Below are 19,223 nucleotides of genomic sequence, written 5' to 3' on the forward strand. Positions count from 1 at the left end.
CAAGAGTTGACGTGTCAACTCTAGCGTAGACTGGCGGCATGGCGGAGCTGAGCACCGAGGACTGGGCGTTCTGGGACACCTGGATGCGCGCCCAGCGCCTGCTCGTCCGCGAACTCGACCGGGGGCTGCAACGCGACTGCGGCATCTCGAAGGCCGAGTTCAGCGTGCTGATGAGGCTGAGCGCGCCGATGCGCGTCGGCGAGCTCGCCGACGCGCTCGACTGGGAGAAGAGCCGTGTCTCGCACCTGCTGACGCGCATGGAGAACCGCGGCCTGGTGGCGCGGGCCGAGGACGGGGCGACCGGCCGCCGCACCGGCGTCGAGCTGACCGCCGAAGGCCGCCGGACGGCGGAGCGGGCCACCCGGGCCCACGGCGGCAACGTCCGCAGGCTCGTCCTCGACCGGCTCACGCCCGGGCAGGCCGCGGCCATCCGGGAGTGGAGCGAGCAGCTGATCGAGCGCGTCGAGCCCGGTTAGAAGAGGGCGGCCACCAGTGCCCCCAGCGGCGCCGGGGCCGAGGTCGTGCAGTTCGCCGTCGACGTAGACGGTGATCCGCCCGTGCGGCACGTAGAAGGCCCTCGCCCAGGGTTCGGCGTGCGGCGGGACCGTGGGCTCGCGGGGTGCGTCGACTTCGGACACCTCGAAGGGCTCTCCGGTGTCGGGTTCCGGGCCGACCCCCGGGGGAGCTGAAGTGGGTCATGCCGCCGACGCTGGGAACCGGGGGAGCGGCGGGGTATCCCCGGATTCCGGGATATCCGCGGCCGCGCGGTGCGCGCATACTGCGTCCATGGGGAGGGCCGGGCGCAGGGCGTGCGGCGCGAGGTCGCCGAGCTGCCGAGCGTGCTGTTCGCGGCCTACGGCCTGACCGCCCGCGAGCGTGCCGTCTGCCGCGAGGTGCTGGCCGGTTTGTCCACAGTGGACATCGCGGAGCGGCCGGCCATCTCGGCCCACACGGTGCAGGACCACCTCAAGTCGGTGTTCGGCAAGACGGGCGTCCGCAGTCGCGGGGAACTGACGGCGAAGCTGTTGTCTTGACGTGTCCGGGAATTGTCCTTCGACGATTCCCGGAACCGCGGTACCAGGGCGAAAATGCCGTCCCCGGAATCGACGATGGCATGCTACGGTCTGCAAATTGCAGGTGCCGGAAATGCGCGGTTGCGCCGGAGGGAGCAGCATGTCCGACGACACCACGCGGTACCTGTGCGCGGCGGCCTACCTCGACCCCGGCTACAGCACGCGGGCGATCAAGGAATTCCTCGTCGAACCCACCCGGCCGGTCCCGGCGACGCCGGGGATCGACGCGGGCCGCGTGCTCACCGAGGCGGTGCGGGCCCGGGCGCGCCGGAAGAACTACGACGTGATCCTGGTGCTGCTGATGGCCGTCGTCGCCTCGCTGTCGTGGGACAACGTGCTGCTGTACGCCTGGATCGTCGTCTCGGTCCTGTTCGTGGCGGCGCGGGCGGGCAAGACCGCCTACGCGACGCAGCGCACCTTCAACCCCAAGACGCTCGTCGCGATCGGCTTTTCCATCGTGACCGTCTGGCTGCTGCTGACCTTCTCGGACGACCTCTTCGCCGACGACCGCAGCCGGTACGCCGCGAGGTACGAGGACTACTACGACGAGACCTCGGGCGGCGACACGGCCCGGCTCGTCGTCGGCATCGTGCTCGCCGTGGTGGTGCTCGTGGTGGTGACGATCGAGCGGTGGTCGCTGTGGAACCTGCTGACGACCCGCTTCCGGCGCCTCGCCCCGCCGGCGCCCGACACCGGCCGGCTCACCGGGGCGTTCACCGAAGACTTCCGCGAGCAGCTCGGCCGGTACCGGCGGGAAGACGAATTCGCCGGTGCGCCCGGCGCGCCCCTGGTGGTGTACCGCGGCTACAACCCCTTCGTGGGCGCCGGGTTCCGGCGCGCGGCCTGGTCCATGGCGATCCCGCTGGAGCGGGTCGAAGACGGCGAAGACGCCCCGGAGACCCGGCCGGAGCTCACCACCGAGGCGCTGTACGAAGGGATCCGCGCGGCGATCGGGAACCTCCGCAACTCGAGCGCGCTGTCGCCGGACCGCCGGCTGGCCGGGCTGACCGTGACGGAGGCGGTGTTCACCCCGGCCGCGGAGCTCATCGACCACCTGGCGGAGCCGGAAGCCGCGGCCTACCTGCCGGACATCGAGTACCCGCCGCACACGCGGCTGACCGAGGCGCACGTCGAGCAGCTGCGGACCGAGCCGAAGGAATGGGCGCGCTACTACCTGTGCTTCCAGGTCGAAACCTGGGACCGGGAGCTGGTGCTGACGACGTTCCTGCACGTCGCGGTGGACGACACGACGCTGTACGTCGAATGGACGCCGTTCATGCTGCCGCCGGTCAAGGCCGAGTACCGCGCGGTGGACAAGATGCGGCCGGACTCGCTGCGCCCGTTCGGCCAGGGACTGCTGGCGTGGCTGGAGATGCCGGCGAGCCTGCCGGGCCGGGTCGCGAACCTCGCCTCGTGGATCCGCCGGCCCGGCCGCGAGCCCGGGGTCCTCGACCCGGACCGTTACGGCACCGCGCGCACGTTGCGCGAACTGGGGTCGGTGAACAAGTTCACCGACTACTTCCAGCTCGTCGACATCGAACGCTACGAGAAGATCATCGAAAGCCGGCTCCTGCCGGCGATCGGCAAGCTCCTCGGCGACGCCGGGTTCTCCACGGCCAAGTTCGACGAGCAGGCGGCGGTCGTGATCAACAACGACATCACCATCGAGGGCGACAACCGCGCCCCGATCAGCCAGACCGGGGTGCGCGGCCAGCGCCGGCGCCCGCCCGGCAAGCCCGACGACGCGACCAGGACGGAGACCTGATGGGACACCGGATTTCGAACAAGGTCAGCATCGGCGGCGACAACTCGGGCGACATCAGCCAGACGGGCATCGACGGCGGCGGGGGCGAGGCCGCGGTCTCGTCGCTGCTGGACCTCGTCGAGCGTCTGACGGCCGAGGTGCGCGGCAAGGAGCTGGCCAAGCAGGAGGTGCTGGAGGACACGCTGACGGACCTGGCCGCGGACCTGCGCGCGGGCGACGCCGCCGAGCCGGCGGTGGTGCGCAGCCGGTGGGAGAAGGTGAAGGGCCTGCTGGGCGGGCTCGTGCAGTTCTCGGAACTGGTGGCGAAGATCTCCGACCAGGTGCAGAAGATCTTCACCTGAGTCCATTCCGGACGGCCCGGCTGCTCGGGCTCACCGCTGGAGGAACTTGCGCAGCAGTGCGGTGACCTCGGCCGGGCGTTCCATCGACGGCAGGTGCCCGGTGCCGGCGAGTTCGACGAACTCCGCGTCCGGCAGCGACGCCGCCAGGTGCTCGGACAGCTCGACCAGGCCGGGCGCGTCGGCCGTCCCGATCACCACCAGCGCGGGGGGCGTGATCTCGGCCAGCCGGTGCCGGGTGTCCGGGATCCGCTCCGTCCACTGTGGAGCCGTCCAGTCGTGGCGGTACACCTGCTCGCACATTTCCCGCACCAGCGCCACCATTTCCACCGGCAGCACCGACACGTCCCGCGCCGGGCCGGCGACCAGGTAGCGGATGTTGGCCTCCGCCATCGCCCGCACGTCCGCCGGGTCGACGTCGCCTTCGCGGGCGCGGTAGCGGGCGAGCCGGTCGGCCGGCAGCACCTCGGCCGTCAGGCGCGCGATGTCCGCCTGCATGTGGTCCGGCCACTCGTGCCCGGTGAGGCCGGAGCCGAGCAGGGCGATCCGGGTGATCCGCTCCGGTGCGGCGAGGGCGGCGTCCAGCGCGCACGCCCCGCCCATGGACGCCCCGACGAGCGCGGCCTGCTCGATCCCCCGGGCATCGAGCAGGGCCAGCAGGTCCTCGTAGTGGGCGAACTCGCCGGGGCCGTCGGCGGTTTCGCCGAACCCGCGGCGGTCGTAGCGGATCACCCGGTGCGTGGCGGCGAGCGCGGTGAACTGGGCGTCCCACATCCGGCGGTCGCCGATCGCCGCGTGCAGCAGCACGACCGCGGGCCCCTCGCCCGCTTCGTCGTAGCCGAACGCCGCGCCGCCCACCTCGATCATCGCCATGGCCCCAAGCTAGCGACACGACCACGTCACACACCGCAGGTTTCGCTGAGGGCGAGAAGCTAGGGTGCGGTTCATGACCGACGGATTCGACCTGACGCGCGACGGCGAAGTCGCCCGCCTCACGCTGACCCGGCCGGAGAAGATGAACGCGATCACCTACGGCATGTGGTCGGCGGTCCCGGACGTGGTGGCCGAGGTGGAGGCCGACCCGGCGCTGAAGGTGCTGCTGATCGCCGGGGCCGGCAAGCACTTCTCGGCGGGCGCCGACATCAGCGAGTTCGGCGAGCTGCGCACGACGGCGGAGGGCGCGGCGAGCTACGACAAGGCGGTCGAGGGCGCGGTGGCGGCGCTGACCTCGATGCGCAAGCCCTCGGTGGCGATGATCCAGGGCAACTGCATCGGCGGCGGCTGCCAGGTCTCGGTCGCCTGCGACTTCCGGTTCGCCGCCGAAGGTTCCCGGTTCGGCATCACCCCGGCGAAGCTCGGCATCGTCTACCACTTCGATTCGACGCGCCAGCTGGTGTCCCTGGTCGGCCCGGCGCACGCCAAGTACTTCCTGCTCTCGGGCGAGCTGATCACCGCGGGCCGCGCGCGCGAGATCGGCCTCCTCGACGACGTCTTCCCGGCGGATTCGCTGGAGGCTTCGACGGCGGAGTTCATCGCGACGCTGTGCTCGCGTTCGCAGGCCTCGATCCGCGGGATGAACCGGATCATCGAGAAGATCGTCGCCGGCCAGGAGACCCCGGACGCGGAGGTCGAGGAGATCCGGTCGGAGGCCCTGCACGGCGAGGACTACGCGGAGGGCGTCGCCGCGTTCCTCGAGCGCCGCCCGCCGCGCTTCACCTTCCGCTGAAGTCCCCGCACCGCGGGGAAAGTCAGGCGCCGAGGTACTCGCGGAAGTGCTCGGCGACCACGTCGGTGACGCCCGCGGGGTCGAGCCTGCCGTCGATTTCGATGACCCGGATACCGCGGGCCCGTGCGGCGCGGACCGCCTGCGCGGCCAGCATCCGGTCGCGCGTCAGCCGGCTGCGCTGCTCCGGGATGGTCGGCTCGTCCGGCCGGTGGCGCAGCTGGTGCTGGCGGAACAGCTCGGTCGGCACCAGCACCACCATCCGGCGCGGCGAATCCACCAGCGGGGCCACCAGTTCCGGGTGCAGGCCCCCGCCTTCGGCGACGATCGGGCGCGGGGATTCCCACGCGCGCAGCTCGTCCAGCGCCCGCTGGAACCGCTGCTCGAACTCGGCCAGCACCGCGGTCAGCTGCTCGCCGGCCGGGATGTCGCCGCCCGGCGCGGTCTCGGGGCGCGCGCGGTCGTCGTGGTGGTAGGTGGTCAGCCCGTGGCGGTCGGCCAGCAGGCGCGCGACCGTGGACTTCCCGGTCCACGGGGCGCCGCCGATCCACAGCGCCTTGCGCAGGGTCCCGAACGGATCCGAGGTCATCGTTCGACTATTGCGGCACCGGCGGGCCGAAGGCCAGAGTTCCGGCGCCGGTTGAGCCGTTCAGCGCAGGGCCGGTCACCGCCCGTCGTCGTCGACGACGAGCACGGTCGAGCCGTCGGCGAAATCGGGTGGCCCGCCCAGCTTGAAGTGGAACCGCGAGCCCGGCCGGACCGCGGCGATCACCTGCGTCTCGGCGGTGTCGAGCACGATGATCGAGTGCTCGGCGGTGATCGGTTCCGGCCGCAGCACCTCCGGCACGACCGGGATCGGCAGCGTGCCGGAGACCGAGCCGCTGCCGTCGTCTTCCGGGCCCGGCGGTTCGAGCGGTTCGAACGGCGGCGGCGGGACGAGCTGCGGGCGCCGCCGCCACCAGAGCCCGGCGAGCAGGCCGGTCAGCAGGCCACCGGAGCCGCTGACGGCCGACGCCAGCCCGGCGCTGATCCCGGCCGGCGCTTCGGCCGCCACCGGGGGCGCCACCGGCGCGGGCACGGCCGGCAACGGGCCGAACCGCACGGCGGGGTCCTTGGCGTCCTCCGGCAGCTGAAGCACCTGGCCCGGCTCGATCCGGGTGGCGTCGGTGAACGGCGTGCCGTCGGGCCGCGGCCTGCCCTGGTTGAGCCGGAAGATCTCCGCGAACCGGTTCCCGTCGCCGAGCGCGCGTTCGGCGATCTTGAACAGCGTGATGTCGTCCGGGTTGTCGGCGTGCGGCACGATGTAGTACTTGACCGACGGCGGGGGCGGCGCGGTCTGCGCGAGCGCCGGGCCCCCGGCGAGCATCGCGAAGAGGACACCGGCGGCACCGGCTTGCCCGGCCCGCCCGAGGACGCGGCGCACCGCGGAAGCCCGGTTTTCGGCCATGGTCGGCACCTCTCCCCGGCGACCCCGGCGGGTTCCGGTGTTGCCCCCTACACGGGGCCGGTGCGGACGCGGTTCAGATCTCGTCCCAGGGAACGGTTTCGTAGGCCTTCGCGAGCAACGCCACCGCGCCGTCCGCGGGCGGCAGGACGAGGTCGTCCACGGCGGCGACCGGGCGGCCGGGCGTTTCCGAGTTCGTCACGAACACCGCGTCGAAATCGCGGAGGTCGGCGGGCCGGACTTCGCGCGTCTCCTGCGGGACGCCGAGGCGCCGCAGGGCTTCCTGCTGCACCAGCATCGTGATCCCGGGCAGCACCGCGGCTTCCGGCCACACGATCGTGTCGCCGGCCAGGAAACCGGTGTTCCAGATCGACGCTTCGCTGATCCGTCCGGCGTGGTCGACGAACAACGCGTCGTCGAACCCGGCCAGCGCGGCTTGGCGGGAGTGGTGGATCAGCCCGAACGTGCCCAGATGCTTCACCTGGGGCAGATCCCGCTCGTAGCGGACCGTCCGCAGGCGCAGCGGCGCCGGGTCGGGCGCGTGCGGCGGGAGCGTGCGAACCAGGATTTCCGGCGTCATCGGTTCGGCGAACGAGCGCGTGAGCACCAGAACCCGCACCGAAAGCGCCGGTTCGCCGTCGATCGCCTGCCGGACGTAGGAGCGCACCTGGTCGACGTCGAGGTCGGTGCCGAACAGCAGCCGGGTGCTCGCCGCGAGCCGTTCGAGGTGGAACGCGAGCCCGCGGACCCGCCCGTCCCGGACCTGCATCGCGGTGAAGTGGCCGTAGGAGACCATTCCCGCGAGCGCGGCGTCCGGGCCGAGCGGATCCCCGTTCAGCTCGTAGCGGGGCGGCACTACTGGACGGTGACGCCCGTGAACTTGACCTGCTTGGTCGGCGTCCCGGTGCCGTCCTGCGGGTTCGGGTTCGCGATGCCCGCCTTGGCGACCGCGTCGAGCACCTTCAGGCCCTCGTCGCTGATGCTGCCGAACACCGAGTAGTCCGCCGGGAGGCCTTCGGCGTTGCCGTAGACCATGAAGAACTGGCTGCCGCCGGAGTTCGGGGCGGACGTCTTCGCCATGGCGAGGATGCCGCGGCCGTACTTGATCTCCGGGAACGCCTCGTCCGGCATCGTGTAGCCGGGGCCGCCCTGGCCGTCGGTCGTCGGGTCACCGGTGGCCGACGGGTCACCGCACTGCAGCATCTGCAGGCCTTCGGTGCCGAGCCGGTGGCACATGGTGTCGTTGTAGAAGTTCTGCTTCGCGAGGCTGATGAAGCTCTGCACGGCGCAGGGCGCGAGGGCCCGGTCGAGCGTCAGCGGGATGTCGCCCGCGGTGCTCTTGAGCGTCACGTTCACCGTGCCGGTCGACGGGACGTTCTTGCCGTCGGGCGTGTTCACCTTCTTCGGCGCCTTGCTGCCCGTCGTGTCGGCCTTGAAGTCGCACGTCGTCGGGTTCGGCAGCGCCGTGGCCCGCTTCGGCAGCGCGGTGCGCTGCGTCGGGATCTGGACTTCGGTCGGCGGCGGCGTGGCCGACGACGACGCCGCGGTGTCGGTGTTTTCCCCGCCGTTGGCGCTGACGATCCACACCACCACGCCCGCGACGACGAGGACCGCCACGCCGACGACACCGGCGCCGATCCTCCGGCGTCGCTTCTGCTGCTCCAATCGGCGCTCGAGCTGCCTCTCGAGCTTGCGCTTCGCAGCTTCGCGGCGCTGCTGGTTGGTCGCCACCCCGTACCCTCCAGGTTTCCGCTCGTGTCACACGTCTGAGGTAGCGGCAGTGTATGGGCACAGCCTGTGAGGACCATGTACAGGGCCCGCTAGTCTCAACCCGATCGTGATCGGCGCCATCCGGCGCGGATGTCCGGGAGGCGTTCGGTGCTCGTCGTCGGGTTCGGCAGCGGCCCGCTGCAGGCCAACTGCTACCTGCTGGCGGAGGCCGCCGGCGGGCCGTGCGTGGTCGTGGATCCGGGGCAGGACGTGGCCGGTCCGCTGGCCGCCGCGCTGGCCGAGCACCGGCTGGTCCCGGCGGCCCTCGTGGCCACCCACGGGCACCCGGACCACGTCGCTTCGGCCGCCTCGCTGTCGGCCGGGCACGGCGTCCCGCTGCACCTGCACCCCGCCGACGCCCAGCTCCACGACGGTGCCAGCGTCCCGCTCGAGACCGGGACGTTCGCCGGGCTGGACATCGACGTCCGGCCCGCGCCCGGGCACACCCCGGGGTCGGTGGTGCTCGTCCTGGAGACGGCGGAGGGCGGCCGGCTCGCGCTGACCGGCGACACGCTGTTCGCCGGGTCGGTGGGCCGCGGCGACGTGGCGGGAGCGGTGCGGGAGCTGCTGGTGAGCCTGCCGGACGACACGGTGGTGCTGCCGGGCCACGGCCCGGCGACGACGATCGGCCGGGAACGCGCGGGCAACCCGTTCCTCGCCGGGACGGGGGCGTGAACATGGCCGGGGAGACGACCGAGCGGATCGCGCTCTTCGAGGAGGACCCGCGCGGGCGGCGGCGCCGGGGGATCTCGGGCCTGATCGGCGTGGTCATCGTGGCCGCGGCGTTCGGCGGCATCGCCGGGCTGATCGGCGGCACGGTGACCGGGCTGGTCGTCGCGCTGGTGATCGCCCTGCCGCTGCTGTACGTGATGGCGGTCAGCATCCGGCGCCGCGTCTGGCTGGAGGGCTCGACGCTGCTCGTGCGCACCTGGGGCCTGCGCCGGGTCGACCTGGTCACCGCGACCCGGCTCGACCTCGTCGTCGGCGACGTCCGGGGCAGCCGCACGGTCAGCCTGCTGGTCAACGCCGGTCAGCGCGGCAAGGTCGCGAAGGTCGACCTCGCGGTGTTCTCCGGCACCGGCGGGCGCGAGCTGGGCATCCTGCAGCTGCGGAAGCTGGCGAACGCGCTGATGAACAACACCGAGGCGAACGGCCTCGTCTTCGGCGAGCTGCTGGTCGCCGAGCTGAAGGCCGAAGCGCGCGGCTCCGGCGTGGCGGAGCGCCCGCTCTACCGGCTGGCGTCGGTGGCGCCGTCGGGGAAGTACGTGCAGCGCTTCACGATGGAAGCCGTCAGCCGGTTCGTGGCGACTCTCGACTGACGTCCGCTTCGCGCAGCTGCTCGAGCTGGTAGACGAGCTCCGGCACCTCCTGCGCGATGTAGGCGGCGAGGCGCTCGACGTGGTGCAGCGTGGCGCGGACGTCCTCCAGAGCGGCCGCGATGCGCGGCAGGGATTCCACGGCCTGGACGGCGCCCGTGACCACCCGCAACGCGCCTCGCACGAGGCACCGCGGTCCGGCGAACAGGAACATGGGGCTTTCCTACCCCGTTCTCGCCGGTGCGACCAGGCCGGGGTACGCCGGTGTTACGGGTGGGACGGAACGGCTTTCGTGGTGCTGCTGAGGTGGGCGGCCGGCTCGCGGGAGGCGATCAGCGCGGCCAGGACCGTCGTCACCGGGACGGCCGCGACGATGCCGACGCTGCCGGCGAGCGTGCGGATTATCTCCTGCGCGATTTCCTCGCTGCCGAGCAGCGCGCCCAGGCCGACCCCGGAGATCGACGAGTACAGCAGCACCGGCAGCGCGGCCCCGGCGTAGGCCATGACGAGCGTGTTGACCGCGGAGCCGACGTGGTCGCGGCCGATCCGCAGGCCGGAGCGGTACAGCTCCCGCCAGGTCAGGTCCGGGTTGGCGCGGCGCAGTTCCCAGACGGCGCTGGTCTGGGTGACGGTGACGTCGTCGAGCACGCCGAGCGCCCCGATCACCACCCCGGCGAGCAGCAGCCCGCGCGCGTCGATGCCGTGGCCGAGCGAGCCGATCAGGGTCGACGTGCTGTCGTCCAGGCCGGTGAGCGAGGCCGCGGCGGAGAAGATGGCGGAGAGGACACCGATGAGGGCGAGGCTGACGAGCGTGCCGAGCACGGCCGCGGACGTTCTCGCGGAGAGCCCGTGGGTCAGGTAGAGCGCGATGAACATGATCGCGCCCGCCCCGGCGATCGCCACGACCAGCGGGTTCTCGCCGGCGAGGATGGCCGGGAGGATGAACAGCGCGATGACGGCGAAGGACAGCCCGAGCGCGACCAGCGCGGCGACCCCCTGCCAGCGGCCGAGCACGAGCACCGCGACCGCGAACAACGCGGCCAGCACGAACAGCGGCGTCCCGCGCTGGAAGTCGACCAGCTGGAAACTGGCCGGATCACCGGCGTTCCCGCCGTTGTAGGCGAGCACGACGGCGTCCCCGGCGGCGAACCGCGGGGTGCTCGGCTCGATCGGGACGGTCAGCTTGAGCGGCTTCCCGTTCGCCGGGCCGTCGGTCATGGTGAGGTCGACGGTCAGGCACGGTTTCGCGTCCGGGTCGGCCTGGTCGCCGACCTGCACCTGGCCCTGGGCGAGGCAGGGACCGGTGTTCGTGGCGGAGATGCTCGCGTGCACGGGCGTGCCCTGCGGGACGACGCTCGTCGGGGAGGCCTTGCCCCAGGGGTAGAGGACGATCATCCCGACGACGGTGGCCAGCGCCAGCGGCGCGAGGAGCCAGATCAGGAGCAGCTTGACGCGCCGGGACGCGGGGGCGGCGGGGCCGTGGCCGTGCCCGTGGCCGTGTCCGTGGCCGGTTTCGGCTGTGGTGGCGTGGGTGGGTTCCGCCGGTGTGCGCGGCTTGGCCCCGGCCGTGACCCGCTGGGGCCCGGTGTCGCCGCGGCGGGTGGCCCGCTGGGGTCCGGTGTCGCCGCGGCGGGGCCTGCGGGTGGCCGCGGGGTCGGCTTGGTCGGTGGCCGGGACCCGCTGTGTGCCGGTGGTGCCGGGGCGGAGTGCGGCAGGGTCGGCTTGGTCGGTGGCCGGGACCCGTTGCGGGCCGGTGTCGCCGCGGCGGGGCCTGCGGGTGGCTGCGGGGTCGGCTGGGTCGGCGGCCGGGACTCGCTGTGCGCCGGACCGGGGTGCGGCAGCGTCGGCTTGGTCGGCGGCCGGGACCTGCTGGGGCCCGGTGTCGCCTCGGCGCGGCTTGCGGTTGGCTGCGGGGTCGGCTGGGTCGCCGGTCGGGACTCGCGGTGCGCCGGTCGCGCCCCGGCGAGGCGGCGCAGCGTCGGCCTGCTCGCCGGCGGGGACCCGCTGCGGGCCGGTGTCGGCTCGGCGGACGGGCCGGGGGGCCGCGGTGGCGGCCGGGATCCGGTGCGAGCCCGTCTCCGCCGGGACTCGTTGCGGGCCGGTGGCCGGACGGCGGCGGGCGGGGTCGGGCGATCGGCGAGCTGCCTCAGGCGGGGTGTGGCGGGCCGGTTTCCCGGGCGTTCCCGGCGTTCCGGACGTCCCGGGCCCCGGCGAAGGGGACACCTCGTCCCGGACCCGGCGAATCGGTCCGGTGTCGTCGTCGGCGAGGTCGGGGCGGTCCACCCGCACATCCTGACAGCGGGATCCCGGCGCCCGCGTCAGGGGCCGCTGTCGGACCGGTTCGTCCGGATGCGTCAGCCGTACGCCTGGCGCAGGTGCACCCGCCGGTAGGCCGACGGCGGGGTGTCGAAGTGGTCGAGGAACGCCTGCCGCAGGGTTTCCGTCGAGCCGAAACCGCAACGGCGGGCGATCGTGGCCAGCGGGAGGTCGGTCCCGGACAGCAGCCGGGCCGCCTGCTCGGTGCGGATCGTCCGGACGTACCGGCCCGGCGTCGTGCCGAGGTGGGCGTCGAACAGCCGGGTGAGCTGGCGGGTGCTGATGCCCGCCCGGGCCGCGAGCGCCGGCGTGCCCAGGTCCTCGTCGAGGTGCTCGGCGATGTACGCGGTGAGGTCGCGGACCTCGCGGTGCTCCGGCGGGGGACCGGACAGGAACAGGCTCACCTGGGCCTGGTTCCCCGGCCGCTGCAGGTACGTGACCAGCGCGCGGGCCGCCTCGCGGGCCAGCGACGGGCCGTGGTCGGCCTCCACCAGCGACAGCGTCAGGTCGAGCCCGCTCGTCACGCCCGCCGCCGTGTAGACGTTGCCGTGGCGGACGTACAGCGGCACCGGGTCCACCGTCACCGCCGGGTAGTCCCGGGCGAGCCGGGCCGCGTAGCGCCAGTGCGTGGTCGCGCGACGGCCGTTGAGCAGGCCGGCCGCGGCGAGCACCTCGGCGCCCGTGCACACCGACGCGACCCGGCGGCTGGTGCGGGCGAGCCGCCGGACGTGGGCGAGGACGCGCTCGTCGGCCGCTGCGGCCGGGCTGCCCCAGCCGCCCGCGACGACCAGCGTGTCGAGGTCGCCGGTCACCTGGTCGAGCCGCAGGTGCGGCTGCAGCACCAGCCCGGCGCAGGTGCGGATGCCGTGCCCGTCGACCGAGGCGAGCTGGATCTCGTACGGCGGCCGCGCGCCGAGCCGGTTGGCCGCGTCGAACACATCGGCGGGACAGGCGATGTCCAGCAGCTCGGCGTCGGCGTACCCGACGATCACGACCCGTCTGGGTGACCCTGGCATGATCGAACGCTAGCAGCCGGACCGGGCACTCGGACGCGGTTCGCAGGAATCCGGACATCGGCGGCCCGTCCGGCGCGGCGGCCCGCCATGGTCGGGGACATGACCGATGAGCAGAAGACCATCGCCTTCGTCGTTTACCCCGGGCTGACGCCGCTCGACCTCGTGGGCCCGCTCCAGGTGCTCAGCGCGCTCGCGCAGCTGGACGCCGGGTACCGGACCGTCGTGGTCGGCGCGAGCAAGGACACCGTCGGCACGGACACGCCGTTGCGCGTCGCCCCGAGCCACACCTTCGACGAGGTCCCGGCGCCGTACGCGCTGCTGGTCCCCGGGGGCACCGTGCCGACGCTGCGGGCGATGGCCGACGAGCGCCTCCTCGCCTGGCTGCGCACCGCGGCCGCGGGGGCGGAGCTGGTGACGTCGGTCTGCACCGGGTCGCTGGTCCTCGGCGCGGCGGGCCTCCTCGAAGGCAAGGAGGCGACCACGCACTGGATGTTCCGCGACGTCCTCGCCGGGCTCGGCGCCACGCCGGTCGCGCGGCGGTGGGTGGAGGACGGCGCGGTGATCACCGCCGCCGGGGTGTCGGCGGGCATCGACCTCGCGCTGCACCTGGTCGAACGGCTGGCCGGGCGGCAGCTGGCGACGAACGTCCAGTTCGGCATCGAGTACGACCCGGAGCCGCCGCAGGGCGCGCTGGACTGGGCGAACCCGCCCTACGGCGACCTCAAGCCGCTGCGCGAGCACACCCTGCGGGCGGGGCTGGCCGATCACCCGGCGTTGCTGGAGAAGCTGCTCGCGCACACCTGACCGACGTCGTCGGCCATCCGGGTGATCGGCGGACGCGCCGCGCGCCCGGCGGTTAGATTCAGCTCGCTCGATCAGGTGATCTCGCGGGTGGGGTGTTGTAGCCGTGCGGTTCCAGGTGCTCGGCCCGATGACGGCCTCCGTCCCGCTGCCCTCGGCGGCCCAGCCGCGGCGGCTGCTCGCCGTCCTGCTCGCCCGCGCCGGCCAGTACGTCGGCCGCGACACGCTGGTCGACGAGCTGTGGCCGGACGGCGCGCCGTCGAGCGCCGCGGCCATCGTGCAGGTCACCGTGTCGAAGCTGCGCAAGACGCTCTCACCCGGCCTCGGCGCCGCCGAGGCCGGGCAGCGGCTGCGGTCCGGGCCGCGGGGGTACGCGCTGACCGTCGAGCCGGGGGAGCTGGACGCGGACGAGTTCCTGACGTGGGTGTCGGCGGGCGCCGACGACCGCGCCCAGCGCCGGCGCGCCCTCGAACGGGCGCTGGCCTGCTGGCGGGGCGACGCGTTCGCCGACGTCGCCGGCGGGCCGCTGCTGGAGGCGCACAAGCTGTGGCTGGAGGACCGGCGCTCGGCGGCGCTGCTCCAGCTGGTCGAGCTGGAGCTCGCCGACGGCGACGGCCGGTCCGTGGTCGAACGGCTCGGCCCGGTGGTCGCGGCCCGGCCCGCCGACGAGCGGTTCGCCGCCCGGCTCGCGGCCGCCCTCGGCGCGGTCGGCCGCCGCGAATCGGCGCTGGAGGTGCTCCGCCGGACGCGGCGGGCGCTCTGGGAGGAGGCGGGGGTGTGGCCGGGCGCGGACCTCGTCGCGGTGTACCGCCGGATCGCCGGCACCGAGTGGACGACGCCGGGCCCGCCCGCCCAGCTCCCGCCCGCCGTGCCCGACTTCACCGGCCGCGCGGCCGAACTCGCCGACGTCACCCGCGCGCTGCGGGGACCGGCGCCGGTCGTGCTGCACGGCGCCGCCGGGGCCGGGAAGTCCGCTCTCGCCGTGCAAGCCGCCTGGCGCGTCCGCCGCCGCTTCCCCGACGGCCAGCTGATGGCGTCGCTGCGCGGCCCGGACGGGACGCCCGCCGAACCCGCGGCCGTGCTGGCGGGGTTCCTGCGCGTGCTCGGGGCGACCCCGGCCGAACTGGCCGACCGCGCGGGGCTGCCGGGGCTGTGGCGCGGCTACACCGCCGACCGCCGGTTGCTGGTGCTGCTGGAAGACGCCGCGTCCGAGGCCCAGGTGCGCGCCCTGCTGCCGAGCGGCCCCGGCTGCGCGGCGCTGGTCACGGCCCGCCGCGAGCTGCCCGGTCTTTGCGGCGCGCACCCGGTTCCGGTGCGCGATCTGTCCACAGAGGACGCTGGAGCGCTGCTGGCCGCGATCGCGGGGGAGTCCCGGCTGCGCGCGGAACCCGAAGCCGCGCAACGGCTTCTCGGCCACTGCGGCGGCCTCGCCCTGGCCGTCCGGATCGCCGGTACCCGGCTCGCGGCGCGCCCGAACCTGCCGGTCGCCGAGCTCGCCGCGAGACTGTCCGACGACCGGCGGCGGCTCGACGAGCTGACGGCGGGGGACCTGAGCGTCCGGGCCGCGGTGGCCTCGGCGCTGCGCGAGCGCCCCGCCGCGGACATCGCACTGGTGAGACTGCTCGCCGCCTTCGACGGCGCGGTCCCGGACTGGTCGGCTGCGGCGTTGCTCGACCGGCCGACCGCGGAAGCCCGCGACCGCCTCGACGCACTGGCCGCCGCACACCTGCTGGACCCGTCCGGAACGGTCCCGCCCTTCGTGCGGCTGGTGTTGGCGGAGGGCCGGCCGGGGGAGGTCGACCCGGCCGCGCTGCGCCGCGCTTGCGAGGCCGCGCTGGCGCTGGCCGAGCACGCGTTGGGCCGCCAGGCACACCGGCCGGCTGGGGTGGCTGGTGCTGCGGCGGTGGCCGAGCCGGATGCGGTGGTGGAGGGGTGGCGTTCGGCGGGAACGTCGGGTGGCGCGGCGGTGGCCGAGTCCGACCGAGCGGTGCGGGGGCGGCGGTCGGCGGGGGTGGCCGAGCCGGATCCGGTGGGGCAGGGGTGGCGGTCGTCGGGTGCCGGGGCGGTGGCCGACGACCGAGCGGTGCGGGGGCGGCGTCCGGCGGGGGTGGCTGGTGTTGCGGCGCTGGCCGAGCCGGATCCCGTGGCGCAGGGGCGGCGGTGGGCGGAAGCGGCCGGCGCTCCCATCCCGGCCCAGCCCGACCTGGCGGCGCGGCGGCGGCCGGCTGATGGTGCGGCGGTGGCCGAGCCCGACCCGACGGTGCCCGGGCGGCGGTCGGCGGACGCCCCTGATACTCCCGCGGCCGCCAAGCCCGACCCCGCCGTCCTGCGCCGGATCGCGGCTGACCCCGCTGCCTGGGCCGCCGCCGAAACCGGGCACCTCGCGGCCGCCGTCCGGCTGGCTGGGGCTCGGGGGTGGCACGAGCTGACCGAGCAGCTCGCGGATGCCTGCACCGCGCTCGCCGGCACGCCGTGGCTCGGGCATGCCGCTCGCGCCGTCACCGTGGCCGGGCTGGCTGCGGCCCGGCGCCGTCGTGATCCGCACGCCGAGGCCGAGAAGCTCTTCACCCTCGGCTCGGTGCACTGGCAGCACGGCCGGTGGCGGCAGGCGCGGAACTACTTCGTGATGGCCGAGCACCGCTTCCGGCTCCTGGACGATCCGCGGGGTACCGGGACCGCGCTGGCCGCGCTCGCCGACGTCCACCTCGACGGTGGTGATCCGCGGGCCGCCGAGGCCGAACTGCGGGAAGCCCTCGACCTGCTGCGTGCCTGCGGGGACCGGCGGGGGCAGGCGGCCGCGGCGGCTCAGCTGGGCTCGCTCGCCGAAGACGTCGGGGACGTGCGGGGTGCGGTCGAGAGCTTCGAAGTCAGCATGCTGCTCGCCCGCGAATGCGACGACGGTCGCTGGCACGACCAGGCCGCGAAGCGCTACGCCGACGTCCTGCGCCGCCACGGCGGGCACGACCAGGCGGCCGACCTGCTCACCGGTGCGCTCGGCGGTGCCGTCCGGACGCGGGAGCGGCACTGGGAGGCGCACGTCCTGCGCAGCCTCGGCGACCTGCACACCGACGCCGGCGAGCTTGCCGACGGGCGGCGCTGCCTGACGCGGTCGCTGGCGCTGTTCGACCAGATCGGGCACCGGCACGCCGCCGCCTACACCCACCGCAGCCTCGCCGAAGCCTGCCGCCGCGCGGGTGATCCGGCGGGGGCACGGCGGCACCTGCTGGCCGCCATGGGCGTGTTCCGGGAGCTGCACGACCGCCGCGGTGCCGGGTACGCCCTGCTCAGCCTGGGCCGGACGCACGCGACCGAAGACGCCGCACCCGAGGCGGCGCGGTGCCTGCGCAGCTCGGCCGGGCTGTTCCGCGAGCTCGGGTTCCCGCTGTGGGAGCTGCGCGCGCTGGGGGAGCTGGCCGGCGTGACCGGTGAATCCCCGGCCCGCGACCGCAGTCGTGAACTCTTGACGAAGATCAGGACCTGACGGGCCCGTGCCCCGGTCCGCGGCGGCGGGTGTTTGGCGAAGTTATGGCCGCCCCGATTTGGCTGCCGCCGTTCGGATCGTCGCACGAGAAGGAGCAAGGCATGCCGGCACAACGGATTCTGGCGCGGGCGGCACTGGGGCTCGTCGCTTCGGCCGCGATGGTCGTCTTCGCCACGATCGGCACCGCGTCGGCGAGCGTCGAGGTCACCAAGCTGACCCAGGCGCAGGCGGCGTCGCAGCTGTCCGCGGCCGGGGTGACCCACTCGTCCAGCGGGAACTGCACGACGCGGTCGAACTCGACCTGCACGTCCTACGAGCAGATCAACCAGAGCACGGTCAGCGGCGTGATCACGCTGAAGCGCGCCAGCGGCTGCGCGATCAACATCACCGGCGGGACCGAGGTCGGCCACGCGTCGGGCACCTACAGCCACTACAACGGCTACAAGGTCGACATCTCGCACAACAGCTGTATCGACGCCTACATCAAGAACAGCTTCGGCTACATCGGCCTGCGCGGCGACGGTTACCCGCAGTGGAAGGCCGGGTCCGGCAACCTCTACTGCGACGAGGGCAACCACTGGGACATCACCTACTACACCTGCGGCTGCTGACGTCCCGGGGCCTGTCCGTTCCGAGGGCGGCGGACAGGCCCCGGTTACCGGCCGCGACGGCCGGGTACCCCCGTGGGTGGAGGTGAGGAGATGACTTCGCACAGCACCCCGGCTCCCCGCCCGCGCACGGCGCTGATCGGCGCGGCGGCGGGCTTCGTCCTCCTGGCCGGGCTCTACCTGGTCCTGGCCCCGTGGATCGCCGGCTTCGGCGGCGCGGGCGTGCTCGCGCTGAGCGACACCCTGGTCGGGCTGGTCCTGATCGCGCTGGCGATCGCCCGCACGGCCACCCGCCGGCTCGCCCTGATCGGCTGGGTCGTCCCGGTCCTCGGCGCGTGGGCCGCCGTTTCGCCGTGGCTGCTCCGCCACGGCGGTGAAACCCCGCCGTCGACCGGTGCCCTGATCGGCAACGTCGCGGCGGGCGCCGTGGTCGTCGTCGCGGGGGTGGCGCTGGCCCGGCGGGTCAGTTCTTGATCAGCAGCCAGTCGCCCGCGCCGGCACCGGGGCGGTACGGGCTGTCGGCCCGCTTCGCGACCACGCCGGGGAGGCCGTGCTGGCGGCTGGCCCCGGCGACGGCCTCGCCGCCACCGGAGAAGTAGCGCGGCACCTGCCAGTGCCGGTCCTCGACGGCCAGGCCGTCGAGCAGTTCCCGGCGTTTCGCGTAGGGCAGGTCCAGGGTCGGCTTGCCGTCGAGGTGCAGGACGTCGGAAGCGAAGTAGAAGACCGGGCAATGGGTCTTGAGCCGCTTGGCGGCGGCGCCCTCGGCCTTCCGGCGTTCTTCGAGACCGCCGGCGTCCGGCTTGCCGTCCTTGATCACGACGACTTCGCCGTCCAGCAGCACTTCCGTCGACCCGAGCTCTTCGCCGAGCTTGTGCAGCTCGGGGTACCGGCCGGTGACGTCGGCGCCGGTCTCGTCGTGCGCGGTGACGCGGCCGCCGCTGACCAGCAGCATCGTCCGCAGGCCGCCCCAGGCGAACTCGTAGGCCCACGCGTCGTCGTCGGCGGGCAGGTCGCCGGGCACCGCCGTCATCGGTTCGAGGAACTCGGGCGCGTCTTCGTGCCCGGGCTCGGCGGGGTCGAGGCGCCGCAGGGTCCAGTCGCGGTCGTCCTCGCCGTGCCGGTTGAGGAACAGGTACTTGCCGCGCGCGCGTCCGCCGTGGAAGACGACCTCGACCTTGTGGTCGTTCCAGTGCAGGGTTTCGTACTTCCCGGTGTCCCACACGGTCATCCGGCCGCCGCCGTACTCGCCGGCGGGGATCTCGCCTTCGAAGGTGAGGTACTCCATGGGGTGGTCTTCGGTGTGCACGGCGAGCCGGGAGACGCCGGGGGAGAGCGGCAGGCCCTTGGGGACGGCCCAGGAGACGAGCACGCCGTCGCGCTCCAGCCGGAAGTCCCAGTGCAGGCGGGTGGCGTGGTGCTCCTGGATGACGAAGAGGTCGTCGTCCCCGGGCTGCGGCGGGCCGTCCGGCCAGGGTTCGGGGGTGCGGTCCTTGCCGCGTTTGCCGCGGTACTCCTCGAGTTTGTCGGCCATGGCCGCCTCGGTACCCCTTCCGCCGCAAGAGCTTCCAGGGT

20 protein-coding genes are annotated in these 19,223 nt (G+C 73.9%); 11 read left to right on the top strand and 9 right to left on the bottom strand.

The genetic code is table 11. The annotated features are described in order from the left end of the window. Positions 1-38: 38 nt before the first annotated feature. The 4 genes from AB5J73_RS33170 to AB5J73_RS33185 all read left to right on the top strand — a co-directional run bounded on the left by AB5J73_RS33170 (position 39) and on the right by AB5J73_RS33185 (position 3,179). Positions 39-476, top strand: coding sequence for a MarR family winged helix-turn-helix transcriptional regulator (locus tag AB5J73_RS33170; protein WP_370962674.1), 438 nt, complete (start codon positions 39-41; stop codon positions 474-476). A 333-nt stretch (positions 477-809) separates the two neighbouring features. Beyond that, complete coding sequence (locus AB5J73_RS33175; RefSeq protein ID WP_370962676.1) at positions 810-1,034, top strand: helix-turn-helix transcriptional regulator; 225 nt, start codon at positions 810-812, stop codon at positions 1,032-1,034. 139 nt (positions 1,035-1,173) lie between these two features. Next, complete coding sequence (locus AB5J73_RS33180) at positions 1,174-2,838, top strand: hypothetical protein (protein WP_370962677.1); 1,665 nt, start codon at positions 1,174-1,176, stop codon at positions 2,836-2,838. Then, positions 2,838-3,179 (top strand): hypothetical protein, encoded by a 342-nt coding sequence (locus tag AB5J73_RS33185; RefSeq protein WP_370962678.1) that lies wholly within the window; start codon positions 2,838-2,840, stop codon positions 3,177-3,179. The genes AB5J73_RS33180 and AB5J73_RS33185 overlap by 1 nt, the downstream gene beginning before the upstream one ends. A 30-nt stretch (positions 3,180-3,209) precedes the next feature. Here AB5J73_RS33185 and AB5J73_RS33190 read toward each other — a convergent pair whose 3' ends face one another. After that, positions 3,210-4,049 carry an alpha/beta fold hydrolase gene (locus AB5J73_RS33190; RefSeq protein ID WP_370962679.1) on the bottom strand — a complete coding sequence of 280 codons (840 nt, stop codon included), beginning with the start codon at positions 4,047-4,049 and terminating at the stop codon, positions 3,210-3,212. Between the two features lie 73 nt (positions 4,050-4,122). On the opposite strand from AB5J73_RS33190, the gene AB5J73_RS33195 reads away from it, so the two are divergent. Continuing rightward, on the top strand, positions 4,123-4,902 hold the full coding sequence (locus AB5J73_RS33195; protein ID WP_370962680.1) for an enoyl-CoA hydratase-related protein: 780 nt from the start codon (positions 4,123-4,125) through the stop codon (positions 4,900-4,902). A 22-nt stretch (positions 4,903-4,924) separates the two neighbouring features. Here the strand turns inward: AB5J73_RS33195 and AB5J73_RS33200 are convergent, their stop codons facing one another. From AB5J73_RS33200 to AB5J73_RS33215, 4 genes are all read right to left on the bottom strand, one after another. Beyond that, positions 4,925-5,488, bottom strand: coding sequence for a hypothetical protein (locus tag AB5J73_RS33200; RefSeq protein ID WP_370962681.1), 564 nt, complete (start codon positions 5,486-5,488; stop codon positions 4,925-4,927). Positions 5,489-5,563: 75 nt separating this feature from the next. After that, positions 5,564-6,346: a hypothetical protein gene (locus tag AB5J73_RS33205; RefSeq protein ID WP_370962682.1), complete on the bottom strand. Its 783-nt coding sequence runs from the start codon at positions 6,344-6,346 to the stop codon at positions 5,564-5,566. A 73-nt stretch (positions 6,347-6,419) separates the two neighbouring features. Then, complete coding sequence (locus AB5J73_RS33210) at positions 6,420-7,199, bottom strand: aminotransferase class IV family protein (RefSeq protein WP_370962683.1); 780 nt, start codon at positions 7,197-7,199, stop codon at positions 6,420-6,422. Beyond that, on the bottom strand, positions 7,199-8,074 hold the full coding sequence (locus AB5J73_RS33215; protein WP_370962685.1) for a peptidylprolyl isomerase: 876 nt from the start codon (positions 8,072-8,074) through the stop codon (positions 7,199-7,201). The genes AB5J73_RS33210 and AB5J73_RS33215 overlap by 1 nt, the downstream gene beginning before the upstream one ends. Positions 8,075-8,221: 147 nt before the next feature. Here AB5J73_RS33215 and AB5J73_RS33220 point away from each other — a divergent pair, with 147 nt between their 5' ends. Further along, the gene (locus tag AB5J73_RS33220) at positions 8,222-8,788 is read left to right on the top strand and encodes an MBL fold metallo-hydrolase (RefSeq protein ID WP_370973414.1); all 567 of its coding nucleotides are present in this window, start codon (positions 8,222-8,224) and stop codon (positions 8,786-8,788) included. A gap of 2 nt (positions 8,789-8,790) precedes the next feature. Further along, on the top strand, positions 8,791-9,432 hold the full coding sequence (locus tag AB5J73_RS33225) for a hypothetical protein (RefSeq protein WP_370962687.1): 642 nt from the start codon (positions 8,791-8,793) through the stop codon (positions 9,430-9,432). On the opposite strand, the gene AB5J73_RS33230 is transcribed toward AB5J73_RS33225, so the two are convergent. The 3 genes from AB5J73_RS33230 to AB5J73_RS33240 form a co-directional block, all read right to left on the bottom strand. After that, the gene (locus tag AB5J73_RS33230) at positions 9,404-9,643 is read right to left on the bottom strand and encodes a hypothetical protein (RefSeq protein WP_370962689.1); all 240 of its coding nucleotides are present in this window, start codon (positions 9,641-9,643) and stop codon (positions 9,404-9,406) included. The two genes, AB5J73_RS33225 and AB5J73_RS33230, sit on opposite strands and share 29 nt — an antisense overlap. A gap of 53 nt (positions 9,644-9,696) precedes the next feature. Beyond that, positions 9,697-11,712 carry a YibE/F family protein gene (locus tag AB5J73_RS33235; RefSeq protein WP_370962690.1) on the bottom strand — a complete coding sequence of 672 codons (2,016 nt, stop codon included), beginning with the start codon at positions 11,710-11,712 and terminating at the stop codon, positions 9,697-9,699. A gap of 71 nt (positions 11,713-11,783) precedes the next feature. After that, on the bottom strand, positions 11,784-12,761 hold the full coding sequence (locus tag AB5J73_RS33240) for a GlxA family transcriptional regulator (RefSeq protein WP_370962691.1): 978 nt from the start codon (positions 12,759-12,761) through the stop codon (positions 11,784-11,786). 99 nt (positions 12,762-12,860) lie between these two features. On the opposite strand from AB5J73_RS33240, the gene AB5J73_RS33245 reads away from it, so the two are divergent. From AB5J73_RS33245 to AB5J73_RS33260, 4 genes are all read left to right on the top strand, one after another. Next, complete coding sequence (locus AB5J73_RS33245; protein WP_370962692.1) at positions 12,861-13,565, top strand: DJ-1/PfpI family protein; 705 nt, start codon at positions 12,861-12,863, stop codon at positions 13,563-13,565. A gap of 103 nt (positions 13,566-13,668) precedes the next feature. Beyond that, positions 13,669-17,043 (top strand): BTAD domain-containing putative transcriptional regulator, encoded by a 3,375-nt coding sequence (locus AB5J73_RS33250; protein WP_370962694.1) that lies wholly within the window; start codon positions 13,669-13,671, stop codon positions 17,041-17,043. A 101-nt stretch (positions 17,044-17,144) separates the two neighbouring features. Further along, positions 17,145-17,654, top strand: coding sequence for a hypothetical protein (locus tag AB5J73_RS33255; RefSeq protein WP_370962695.1), 510 nt, complete (start codon positions 17,145-17,147; stop codon positions 17,652-17,654). A 90-nt stretch (positions 17,655-17,744) separates the two neighbouring features. Then, entirely contained in the window at positions 17,745-18,125 is a 381-nt protein-coding gene (locus AB5J73_RS33260) for an SPW repeat protein (RefSeq protein WP_370962696.1), read from the top strand. Here AB5J73_RS33260 and AB5J73_RS33265 read toward each other — a convergent pair. Continuing rightward, complete coding sequence (locus AB5J73_RS33265; RefSeq protein WP_370962697.1) at positions 18,115-19,182, bottom strand: DNA polymerase ligase N-terminal domain-containing protein; 1,068 nt, start codon at positions 19,180-19,182, stop codon at positions 18,115-18,117. The two genes, AB5J73_RS33260 and AB5J73_RS33265, sit on opposite strands and share 11 nt — an antisense overlap. Positions 19,183-19,223 lie beyond the last annotated feature (41 nt).

The sequence above is a fragment of the Amycolatopsis sp. cg9 genome (assembly GCF_041346945.1).
Taxonomy (GTDB): domain Bacteria; phylum Actinomycetota; class Actinomycetes; order Mycobacteriales; family Pseudonocardiaceae; genus Amycolatopsis.